7 protein-coding genes are annotated in these 10,728 nt (G+C 60.4%); 4 read left to right on the plus strand and 3 right to left on the minus strand.

Annotated elements, in window-relative coordinates; genetic code table 11:
• The 4 genes from ACIREA_RS17190 to ACIREA_RS17205 all read left to right on the plus strand — a co-directional run.
• Positions 1–382, plus strand: a 382-nt coding sequence (locus tag ACIREA_RS17190) for a sensor histidine kinase (RefSeq protein WP_397383545.1), incomplete at its 5' end; no start/stop codon positions are given.
• Positions 379–1,011 (plus strand): response regulator, encoded by a 633-nt coding sequence (locus tag ACIREA_RS17195; RefSeq protein WP_397383546.1) that lies wholly within the window; start codon positions 379–381, stop codon positions 1,009–1,011. The genes ACIREA_RS17190 and ACIREA_RS17195, both read left to right, overlap by 4 nt.
• 54 nt (positions 1,012–1,065) lie before the next feature.
• A complete protein-coding gene (locus ACIREA_RS17200) occupies positions 1,066–3,987 on the plus strand; it encodes a DUF1553 domain-containing protein (RefSeq protein WP_397383547.1) in 2,922 nt (973 codons plus the stop codon).
• Positions 3,988–4,102: 115 nt separating this feature from the next.
• Positions 4,103–5,746, plus strand: a complete 1,644-nt coding sequence (locus ACIREA_RS17205; RefSeq protein ID WP_397383548.1) for an L-lactate permease — start codon at positions 4,103–4,105, stop codon at positions 5,744–5,746.
• Between the two features lie 5 nt (positions 5,747–5,751).
• Here ACIREA_RS17205 and ACIREA_RS17210 read toward each other — a convergent pair whose 3' ends face one another.
• From ACIREA_RS17210 to ACIREA_RS17220, 3 genes are all read right to left on the minus strand, one after another.
• A complete protein-coding gene (locus ACIREA_RS17210) occupies positions 5,752–7,509 on the minus strand; it encodes an MbnP family protein (protein WP_397383549.1) in 1,758 nt (585 codons plus the stop codon).
• 56 nt (positions 7,510–7,565) lie between these two features.
• On the minus strand, positions 7,566–9,341 hold the full coding sequence (locus ACIREA_RS17215) for a YHYH protein (RefSeq protein WP_397383550.1): 1,776 nt from the start codon (positions 9,339–9,341) through the stop codon (positions 7,566–7,568).
• Positions 9,342–9,492: 151 nt separating this feature from the next.
• A partial coding sequence (locus ACIREA_RS17220) for an MFS transporter (RefSeq protein ID WP_397383551.1) occupies positions 9,493–10,728 on the minus strand: 1,236 nt, incomplete at its 5' end.

The raw sequence follows: 10,728 nt of genomic DNA on the forward strand, positions 1-10,728 counted from the left end.
GACCAGCCTCGTCGAAGCCATGCGCCAAAGTGCCGCTGCCTTGCTGAGGGACATCGATTGGCATCTTGAGGCAACAGAATGCAATTCCGCGACCGCCTCGCTCGAATTCCATCGTCAGGTCTTCCTGCTCTTCCGCGAAGCCTCGCACAACATCGCCCGTCATGCGCAAGCCACCAAGGTGCGCATTGAAGTGCAATGGAAGCCAAAACACTTCCATCTCCGCATCGAAGACAACGGCTGCGGCTTTGATGTCGCCGCCATCACCGCCGGCAATGGCCTCGCCAATCTCCAGCACCGCGCCACGGTGCTCGGCGGCACTTTGCAGATCACCAGCAGGCCCGGCAGCGGCACCTGCATCACCTTGGAGGCCGATTTATCATGAACACGCTCTGGATCGTTGAAGACCACGCTGCATTTAGGCGCACGTTGGTGCGCGTTTTGAATGCAGAGGCTGACCTGCAATGCCCGCGCGATTTCGATTCCTGCGAAAAGCTCCTCACCGCGCTCGCGAAACCAGAAGTGCCGGATTTGATCCTTCTCGATGTCGGACTGCCCGGCATGAGCGGTCTTGATGGCATTCGTTTGATCAAAGAGCGCGCACCCAAGTCGCTCGTCGTCATTCTCACGGTCTTTGAGGACGATGACAAAGTCTTCCAGGCCATCTGCGCCGGAGCCGCCGGTTATCTGCTCAAGACCAGCAGCGGTGCCGACATCACTCAGGCGGTGCGGGATGCCTTGGCCGGTGGATCGCCGATGAATCCGCGCATCGCCCGACGCGTGCTCGACATGTTTTCCAAGTTCGCCCCGAAGCAGAACGACTATGGCCTGAGCGAACGGGAGAAGGAGATCTTACAGCTCATGACCACCGGTCTCATCAAAAAGGAGATCGCCGACAGGCTTACGCTCAGTGTCCACACGGTCGATACTTACCTTCGACGCATCTACGAGAAACTGGCGGTAAATACGCGCACGGGAGCTGTGGCCAAGGCGCTGAAGGAAGGGCTCGTATGATGTCCCGCGCTCGCGTGGCATGAAAAGTCCGCTTGAGCGTCGTATGAATGATCCATGCGCCTCCTTGCTCTCATCATCTTCGCCGCCGTGCCTGCCTTCGCGGTCGATTTTGTGCGCGAAGTGCAGCCGATTTTCAAACAGCACTGCTATGAGTGCCATGGGGCGAAAAAACAGAAGAACGACTACCGGCTCGACATCAGGGCCGGGGGAGAGGACCGTGCGCCGAACATTGTTCCGGGCAAAAGTGCCGAGAGCCCGCTATTTCGTTTCGTGAGCGGTGTCGATGAAAAAATCGCGATGCCGCCGAAGACAAAGCTCAGCAGTGCGGAGGTGGACGTGATCAAGCGCTGGATCGATGAAGGGGCCGTGTGGCCGGAGGGTGTGGATGTGGCCAAGGTGGAGGATCGTCTAGACTGGTGGAGTTTTAAGCCGCTGGCGAAGAAGGATGGAACCATTGATGGCTTTATTCGTGCGAAGCTCACGGAGCATGGTCTCAAGCCCGCGACACAGGCCGAGGTACGCACGTTGATTCGTCGGATGTACTTCGATCTCACAGGTTTGCCTCCTTCTCCAGCGGAGGTGGAACGCTATGCGGCGCTGCCGTATGAAAAGCTGGTGGATGATCTGCTGGCCTCGCCGCGCTATGGCGAGCGCTGGGCGCGGCATTGGCTGGACCTTGTGCACTACGGGGAAACGCATGGCTACGACAAGGACAAGCCGCGCATGAATGCCTGGCCGTACCGTGACTACGTCATTCGTGCGCTGAACAGTGACAAGCCTTATGCGCGGTTCATCGAGGAGCAGATCGCGGGGGATGTGCTGTATCCCGGCACCACGGATGGCATCCCGGCACTCGGGTTCATCTCTGCGGGGCCGTGGGATTACATCGGGCATGCGGAGGTGCCTGAGTCGAAGCTGGATGGCAAAATCGCGCGGCATCTGGATCGTGATGACATGGTGCAAAACACGATGGGTGCTTTTTGTTCGCTCACCGTCGGCTGCGCGCAATGCCACTACCACAAGTTCGACCCCATCTCGCAGGAGGACTATTATTCACTGCAGGCGGTGTTTGCTGCTATCGACCGCACGGATGTGAATTTTTACCCGGATGACGCTTCGATGCAGCGGTTTGTGGATTTGGAGCAGCAGCACAAGAAAATTGCTGCCAGCATCAAGGCGCTGGAGGAGCCGCTAAAACAGAAGGCGGGTGAAGCCTACACGGCACTCAGCAAGCGCATTGACGGAGCTGCAGACAAGGCGTCCAGCACGAACCCGAATGTGAAACCGGATTTTGGGTATCACAGCGCCATCGCGATGGATCAAAACACGGTGAAGTGGGTGCAGGTGGATCTTGGCAAGAGCGTGGAGATTCAGCGCATTGTGTTGAAGCCCTGTTACGATGACTTTGGCGGGATCGGTGGCGGCTTTGGTTTCCCGGTGCGTTTCAAGGTCGAGGCGAGTGATGATCCTGCGTTCAAAGCTGGAGTGACGCTTATATGGCGCAAGCACGACGCGACGTTCATGAACGACTTCAAGAATCCCGGTCTCACCCCCTTTGAAACGGGCACGGCGGGAGATGACGGTGCCAAGGGCAGATACGTGCGCGTCACAGCGGTGAAGCTGGCAGAACGCAAGAACGATTATATCTTGGCGCTGTCCGAGATGGAGGTCTTTGCAGATAAGAACGGGTCGAACCTCGCCGCAGGCCGGCCTGTGACGGCGCTCGACAGCATCGAGGCTGCGCCGCGCTGGCAGAAAGAAAATCTCACGGACGGCATCGCGCCGGAGGCACGCACGCAGGAGGACAAGCAGCGGCTCATCAAAGAACGTGATGCACTCATGCTCGCCCAAGCGGATGCCGCGACACGCAAGCAGCTCAACGATATGCGCAAGCAGCGCGGGGTCATTGAAGCGGATATCGGCAAGCTGCCGAAGCCGGGCAAGGTGTATGCGGGTGCCATTCATACGGGCACGGGAGCCTTCAAAGGAACGGGCAACGAAGGTGGGAAGCCTCGGGTGATTCAGGTGCTCAAACGTGGCGACATCAAACAGCCGGCGAAGGAAGTGGGGCCGCAGAGCATCGTGGCGCTCAGCGAAGCTTTTCATGATGAGTATCATCTTGCTGGTGAGGGTGAATCCGCCCGCCGAGCGGCCTTGGCGCGCTGGATCACCGACAAGAACAACGTGCTCACGTGGCGCAGCATCGTGAACCGTGTGTGGCAGTATCATTTTGGCCGTGGGCTGGTCGATACTGCGAATGACTTTGGGCGCATGGGTGGCAGGCCGAGTCATCCTGAGTTGCTCGACTGGCTGGCAGTTACGTTTCGTGATGATCTTGGCGGCAGCTTGAAGCGCCTGCACAAACTCATCGTGATGAGTGACACTTACCGGCAGTCGTCCGACAAGGCGGAGCCGGCGGATACGAACAACGTTTTCCTTTCCCACCAATCCCGCCGCAAGCTGGATGCAGAGTCGATTCGTGATTCCATCCTCGCCGTGAGTGGCAAGCTGGACCTGACCATGGGAGGGCCAAGCTTTCAGGACTTCGTCATCGAGAAGCCGCAGCATAGTCCGCATTACGAGTATCAGCTGCATGACCCTGAAGATCCGAAGTCTTGGCGGCGCAGCATCTACCGCTTCATTGTGCGTTCGCAGCAGCAGCCCTTCATGACCACGCTTGATTGTGCCGATCCGTCGATGCGCGTGGAGAAGCGCAATGAATCCCTCAGCCCGCTGCAAGCGCTGGCCATGATGAACAATGGGCTCGTCGTTGCTATGGCAAAGCATTTTGCGGAGCGTGTGACGAAGGAAATGCAGGGGCTGGAGGCACAGACAAGGCGTGCGTTTGTGCTGGCGCTTTCACGCAGTCCAACGGCGGATGAAATCAGGCCACTGATCGAGTACGCGCAGCGCGAAGGTTTGGAAAACACCTGCAGGGTGATTTTGAACCTGAATGAATTCAGCTTTGTGGACTGAGCGGCAAAGCTCCGCCGTGGCACTTTCAGGAGTGACGGCACGCGCTGGCGGGTGAATTGTGCATGGAAGTGAAACATACGGTGCAGATGCCGCGTGATGCACATCCCTTAACTCCATGACCTGGTCCCAAAACTACGATCCACTCGGCAATCTTGTTCTCTCTTCGTGCATCGCGGCGGTGCCTGTGGTTGTGCTGCTGGGGCTGCTGGCGTTCTGGCATGTGCGGGCGCACATTGCAGCGTTCGCGGGATTGGTGGTGGCGCTGGTGATTGCGGTCACGGTGTTTCACATGCCGGCCCAGCTTGCACTCACGGCGGGCGGTCTTGGAGCGGTGTTTGGTTTGTTCCCCATCGGGTGGATCGTGGTGAACGCGATTTTTATTTATCAGATCTCCGTCGAGACGGGGCAGTTTGAGTCATTGAAGAAGCAGATTGCCGGGCTGGCGGGGGACCGCCGCATTCAGGCGCTGCTGATCGCTTTTGCCTTTGGTGCCTTTATTGAAGGCTGCGCGGGGTTCGGCGCGCCGGTGGCCATCACGGGAGCGATGCTGATCGGACTGGGATTCAAACCCCTCGAAGCGGCCAAGCTCGCGCTCATCGGGAACACAGCGCCGGTGGCGTTTGGGTCGCTGGGGATTCCGCTCACGACACTGGCGGATGTCACTGGGCAGGATGTGCATGTGCTGAGCTCCATCGTGGGGCTGCACCTCACGATTTTCTCGTTCATTGTGCCGTTCTGGCTGGTGGTGGCGCAGGTGGGCTGGCGGGGCATGGTGGAGGTCTGGCCTGCGTGTCTGGTGTGCGGTGGCAGCTTTGGACTGGTGCAGTTTTTGGTTTCAAACTTCCATGGGCCGTGGCTGGTGGACATCGCCGCGGGACTGGTCTCGCTGGCTTCGATGGTGCTTCTGCTGCGTTTCTGGAAACCGCGCAGTGCTGAGGAGAGGAAGGGGACGAAGGAGAAAATCGAACGTCCGTTCCGTGCCTGGATTCCATGGATCATGCTGTCCTTGTTTGTGGGGTTCTGGACCACGCCGTTTGCCAAGACGATGCTCAACGGCTATGCGCCTGGCACGAAGGCGCACAGCACCTGGCAGGCGCCGATCATTCCTCTGGCACCGCTGCATCTCGCGGTGCAGAAAATGCCGCCGGTCGTGAAGAAGCCCGAGCCGGAAAAAGCGACGTTCACGTTCAACTACCTTTCCGCGACGGGCACTGCGCTGCTGCTGGCGGGGATCACCGCTGGAATGCTCCTTGGCGGAAGTCTCGCGTCACTGGTGAGGATTTATTTGCGCTGTCTGTGGCGCGTGCGGACTTCGATGCTGACCATCTCGCTTATGCTCGCGCTGGGTTATACCACACGCTACTCGGGCACCGACACGACGATGGGGCTCATGCTGGCAGGAACGGGCGTGTTGTTTCCATTTTTCTCGCCGCTGATCGGCTGGCTGGGGGTGGCGCTCACTGGCAGCGACACATCATCCAATGTGCTCTTTGGCAATCTTCAGCAGGTGACCGCGCAGCAGTTGCATCTGTCGCCGTCGCTGATGGTCGCATCGAACAGCTCGGGCGGAGTGATGGGCAAGATGATTGATGCGCAGAGCATCGTCGTGGCATCTGTGGCGACGGGTGGCCAGCCGGACAGTCCGGATGCGGGCACGGTACTGCGAAGTGTGTTCTGGCACAGCATTGCGCTGGCCATTCTCATGGGTGTGCTGGTGATGGTGCAGGCGTACTGGATGCCGTGGACAGTTGCCCGCTAGAAGGACTACTTCGCATATTTCTCGTCTGTCAGCGTCTTCAAGAAGGCGACGAGAGCGGCTTTGTCGGACGCGCTGAAGCGGATGCCGGTCGGCGGATGTTTGGCGAGGTTGGGATCCAGCGTGTCGGTGCGGCGGAGATTGTGATCGTAGTGGGCGATGACTTCTTCGAGCGTCTGGAAGCGGCCGTCATGCATGTAAGGGGCGGTGAGGGCGATGTTGCGCAGGCTGGGTGTGGAAAACTTGTAGAGATCCCGGTCATTCTGCGTGACGCGGTGACGGCCCGTGTCTGATTCGACGGGGCTGAGGCCGTTGTTGTGAAACTGGTGGTCGGTGAAGAGCGGGCCGCCATGGCAGTGGAAGCAGTCGGCACCACGCTGACCCATGCGTGGCTCGTATTCGGTCATGAAGAGTTCGAAGCCACGCTGCTCCTCTGCGGAGAGCTGCTCCTTTCCCTGCATGCTACGGTCGAATTTGGAGTCATAGGAAGTGAGGGTAAGGAGGTAGTTCTCGATGGCGAGGCCGATGCGTTCGGGCGTGATCTCGGCGCTGTCGAAAGCGCTGGCGAACTGCTCCTTGAAGGTCTTTTCCAACTTGGTGACGACGTTTTCGAGCTTCTCATCCATTTCGAGATGATCCTGAACGGGCATGAGGGCCTGGGCGCGCAGCGAGGGTGCGCGGCCATCCCAGAAGAAGCTGGTCTTCCAGGCGAGATTGAAGAGCGGCATGGCATTGCGGGTGCCGATGCGGTCTTCGACACCGATGCTGAAACGACGCGGATCGGTGAAAGCACTGGCGCGTGTGTGGCAGCTGGCGCAGGAGAGCGTGCCATCGCGTGAGAAGGCGGTGTCTTTGAACAAGCGCTCGCCTAGCGCGACGCGTTCTTTCAGCAACGGATTGTCCCGTGGCAGCGGCGGGATGGGAAAGTAGCGGCTCATGGTGAAGCGATAGGCAACGGGCTTTTGCGGAAGATAGAGAGGCTTGATCGGCGAGGGCCGCGCTATGGCGGGGATGCTGCTCGTTATTTGTTGAAGTGTGAATGCCGCAGGGAGATTGCCTTTGAGCGCGGCCACGACGGGATCTCCTGCGTGCGAATGCGTGGAGAGGCCGTCTTTGACGAAGGAGAGAGGCTGCGGGCCGCCTACCAACGTGTGGAGATCGAAGGTGAACGCGGCGCTGGCATCGGCGGTGAGATTGAAATCGCCGGTAAAGGTGAGTGCGGTGCGGTTTGGATCGCGCGCGAGGTGATAGGAATAGCCGCCCAGTGCCTGCCCGGCGACACGGAAGCTGCCTTCGAGCGCGAGAAAGATGTAACCGCCCTGCCAGCTCCAGTGCAGACCGTTCAAGTTGGGATTGAGCGGATGATCGGGCGCGTACTGTGAGGGAGAGGCGGTATTGGTTTTCGCATCCAGGCCCAGGTGGAGGCGCAGCGCCTGGTATTTGCCCGCAGGGATGTTTTCCAGCGCGGTGTCGAACCGGCGTTTTTCTGCATCGATCCAGGCGATATGACCTGGTGCCTCCCACCACGTACCATCCGCTCTTTGCAAGGCAAAGCCGCCGAGCAGAAAACTGCAGCGCGAGACTGAGAAGGTTTCACCCGCCTGCGTGCTGTAACGCAGGGAATCGAGCAGCAGAGGCGCTTTCTCCGCCATCGGCATGAGGGTGAGATGCAGCGTGCTGGCCATCGCGACATGCGCGAGAGCAAACAGGGCGCAAAGCTGGGTGCGGAACTGCATGGCGGAGATGAGCGCGGAATGCTGCGGCATGAAATCAGTTTTTGCACCGTCGGATTGTGAGAACCGCCTGCCTTCAGGAGCGCAGCTTAGTTGATCGTCAGCGCGCCTGTCATCGTGTAGGTCGGATTGGGGCTGAAGGTGACCACGATGTTCTGTGCACCCGTGGAAGCGTTGGCTGGGATCACAAAGGTGGCGATCACCGTGCCCTGCGCCGGGCGTGAGATGCTGGTGCCGCTGATGCTTCCCGCCAGCGTCACGCTCGTTGGAATGAGGTTGGCTGGCGGCTGAGGCGGTGTGGTGGGCAGCGTGATGGTGACGGTGACCGTGGTGCCCCGTGTCACTGTGCCGCCGGGGGCATTAGCAGTGCCATTGCCCGTCGTGCTCGTGGTGTAGTCAAATCCCGTGCTGTCAAAGCTAGCGAGCGCCGCAGCGCGGGTGATCCGGTAAAAGCGGCTGCTGTTTCCGGCACCACCCGTGTCCACGGTCTGCCCATGATCATCACCGCTCAGCGTGCCGGCGGCCACGTTCGACCAGGCGCTGAGGTCGGGGCTGGATTGCACTGTGTAGCTGCCGCCCTCGATGCCGCTCCAGGTGATCGTGACATCGCTGCCGCCCACGGCTGGCGCATTCAGCACATCGGTTTTGTTCGGACCGCCGCTCCAGCTAGTCGTGACCGTCTCCGTGATGCTGGTGACTCCGCCGCCGGTGGGGCTGCCGTAATACTGGCGGCCCGTCGTGTAGGGATACTGGGGCGTGCTGTCGGCATTGATCGGCGTGAAGTATGCCCAGGTGCCGGAGGGATATTCCGGTGTCACGCAGTAGCGCACGTTCTGCTCGTTCAGGTCAAAGTCGCGTACCGTCGATCCGGTCGTCTGCGTCTGGCCCAGGTCACCACGGTAGTCGAAATCTTCAATGTAGTGCCCCCGCGCGTAGGTGGTGTTCACGACTGGCCCATATTGTGCGCTCGTCAGCGTGGTCTTGTTTTGGATGCGTTGCGCCCAGAGCGGCAGAAGCTGCCGGACGGTGATGGCGGTCGTGCCATTGGTGCCGTCCCGCAGCGTGAAGCCGGAGATCATGCGGCGCACACCGCTGGCGGCATTGGTCGGATCAGAGTAGCCATAGGGCCCGTAGATGGGCAGTCCGTCCGCCGCCCAGGCGAGAATGGGCGAGTGCTTCGTGACTGTCGCGGCGCTTTCTACATAGCGGTTGGTGGCGGCGTTGTAGTCGACATGATCGCCAAGCTGATAGCGCAGGCCGATGGGTTGCGCGTGGTAGTGGTAGTTGTTGCCCGCCTGATGTGCGAGCGCCGGGTCAAACGTCACTCCTTCGTTGGCCCAGCCGTCGCGGTTCCAGATGCCGTCTCCGGTGAGCCCGTTGATCGGTGTGGCGTCTGTCGCGCTCGCATTCACATAGGAAAAGGCGTCCCGGCTGTCGAAAATGGACACGCCATTGACCGCGCGGCCCGTGGCGCCGAAACCGGTGCTCGTCTTGGTGCCGGGAATCACCGGCGTGCGCGGGATGCGGTAGATCGTGGCCGTGTTGGAGGGGAAGTTGGGAAAGTTCTGCGTCTTCGACGAATCCAAATACCACGGCCCCATCATGTGGCTGGCCAGGCCGGTGGTACGGATGTACACCCAGGAGGTGGAATAGAGGATTTCGCTCACCCCCGCGTAGGTGGGGCTGCTTTGCGTGCCGGAACCCCTGCTCCAGGTGGTGGACTTTGTGCCGGCGCTTTCGGCGCTGGTGTCCTGGTAAAGACGAGCATACTGCCCCGAGTCGGTGGTGTACCACGACGTGAGCTGAGGATCTGCATGCACCGTGGCGGCGGCGAGCAGAAGGAGTGAAACAAGGCGCGGTGTCATGGTCGGGGAGGAGTTGGTTGCTCAATCAAAAACCGCCGATATGAACCCCAATTCCCGGACAAGATGAATTTGCGTTTATTTTTTGCATGCGCCGGACGGTGTTGATGTTGGCCGCAGTAGCTGGCCCGTCCTCGGCAATCCTGCCGCAGGGTCAGGGTTTCACATCGCGCAGATTGACCATGAGCAGGTGCCGCACGCGGGGTGGTTCGGCACTACGATGAAAGCTCTGCACGGCGAGCTCGGTGCGCTGATCCTCCATGGTGGCGCGCTCGTGCTGCCGAAGGTGCTCGGCCCAGGAGCCGACGAGAAAGGTTTCACGGTAGTGTGTGGGATCTTCCAAGTCAGCGAAGAGGGAGCAGCGGAATGCGCCGTCGCGCAGGCGGACTTCGCGCAGGTGCAGCATGGCGGCGCGAAATTCGGGGGCTTCTTTGGGATTGATGTGATACTCGATGGTGATGAGCACGGGGCCGTCGCTGGGGGCGGGTTCGGTGGTCATCGCACTGTGAGGCAGCATGTGGCCGGAAGGAGAGAGGTCCAGTTTTTCCACATGACTGATGGGCAGCAGGCGTGCGAGCAGAGCGCTGATGAGAAGGCAGCCTGCGGCAATGCCGAGCGTGATGGGCGCATTGAACTGGCTGGTGAGCTGCCCCCAGGTCAGGGCACCGATGGCAAAGGCGCCCTGCATGACGACCAGATAAATGGCGGAGCTGCGGGCGCGCACCCAATTGGGAAACACGCTTTGAGAAGCGACGCTGAAGGTATTCATGCCGCTGATCCATGCCGCACCTGTGACCATGAGGACGAGACCCATGGCGATCTTTCCAGGCACCAGCGCGAGGATGGCCGTCATGGCTGCTGAGACCACGCTGGCACCGAACAGCACGTGATCGAAGGTGAAGCGTTCGCGTAGTTTGGGCAGGCACACCAGGGCCATGAGGATGGCACCCCCGCCGTAGCAGCCCATGAGGATGCCGAAATCTGCGGCGGCCCACTGGCGTGAATGAACGATGATGGGCAGCAGCACCACGGGAGCCACGGCGGCAAACATGTGGATGCCGCCACGGCAAAGCACCGCCTGCATGGAGCGGGCATGGCGCACGTAGCGGATGGCGGCGGCCATGGCGCCGAGCATCTGCTCCTGCTGGGCGCTGCGTGGAGTGGCGATGTAGCTGCCGGTGCACATCACACCGATCACTGCGAGAAATGACAGGGCATTGAGCGCAAACACGGGAGCTGGTCCCAGAGCCGCGAGCAGCAGGCCGCCAAGGATAGGGCCGAGTGAACGGGCGATGTTGAAGCCCACGCCATTGAGTGCAATGGCGGGAGACAGTTGCTCACGGCCCACGACTTCCGGGATCAGGGCCTGCCAGGCGGGCATGGTGAAAGC

This window comes from Prosthecobacter sp. (genome assembly GCF_044373815.1).
Lineage (GTDB): Bacteria > Verrucomicrobiota > Verrucomicrobiia > Verrucomicrobiales > Verrucomicrobiaceae > Prosthecobacter.